The 568-nt window shown below is 45.1% G+C and carries 1 protein-coding gene and 1 pseudogene; both read right to left on the bottom strand.

All coding sequences use genetic code 11. The features are described from left to right. Nucleotides 1-28: 28 nt before the first annotated feature. Nucleotides 29-289 (bottom strand): hypothetical protein, encoded by a 261-nt coding sequence (locus tag HMPREF3119_RS02130; RefSeq protein WP_070578234.1) that lies wholly within the window; start codon nucleotides 287-289, stop codon nucleotides 29-31. A gap of 3 nt (nucleotides 290-292) precedes the next feature. Beyond that, a pseudogene (locus HMPREF3119_RS19310) lies at nucleotides 293-568 on the bottom strand (hypothetical protein); the annotation flags it as partial.

Here is a 568-nt window from a genome sequence, read left to right as displayed (position 1 = left end):
CATTACGCTTCATCCTGAAACGGTGGGGTTATGCACCAAGACTTTTAGCCAGCGAGACAGCCTTTTCCAGATTGCCACGCGTGACCTTTTTCTTGTGCTGAATTTTGTTTGTGGTGGGGTAGAACAGAACCTTCCCGGCCGGGGTTGAAAAATGAATTGTTCCGCTTCCGTCCTGTGTAAACGGAATATCAATCCCTGATAACTTCCCTGTATTTTCTTTTAATCGCTGCTGCTTCCGCTCTTTGGCATCCTCACGCATTGCGCGGAATATATCGCCCATGTCACCCATGTTTTAATGTCCCTGCATATCGGCCTTATGGCTCTGGTACACGACATCTAACTTTTCCGTGTTTTCTGCATCACCAGTGAATTTATTTTTAAGCCACTGGTATGATTTTTCGAATTTCTCAGGTTCCATTTCGCCGACCTTGGCTGTGAAATCTGACAGCAATTCGTAATTTGATTTTTGCGTTTTTTCGGGCGGATTAACTTCCAGTTTTTTCACCCGATGTTCTACGCGCTTGCCGCGAGATACTGACAACATCATTGAAAAATCAGCCTCAACATC

Origin of the sequence: Morganella sp. HMSC11D09 (assembly GCF_001807955.1) — a bacterium.
In the GTDB taxonomy this organism is placed as follows: domain Bacteria; phylum Pseudomonadota; class Gammaproteobacteria; order Enterobacterales; family Enterobacteriaceae; genus Morganella; species Morganella morganii.
This window is presented reverse-complemented; position numbering and strand designations above follow the sequence as displayed.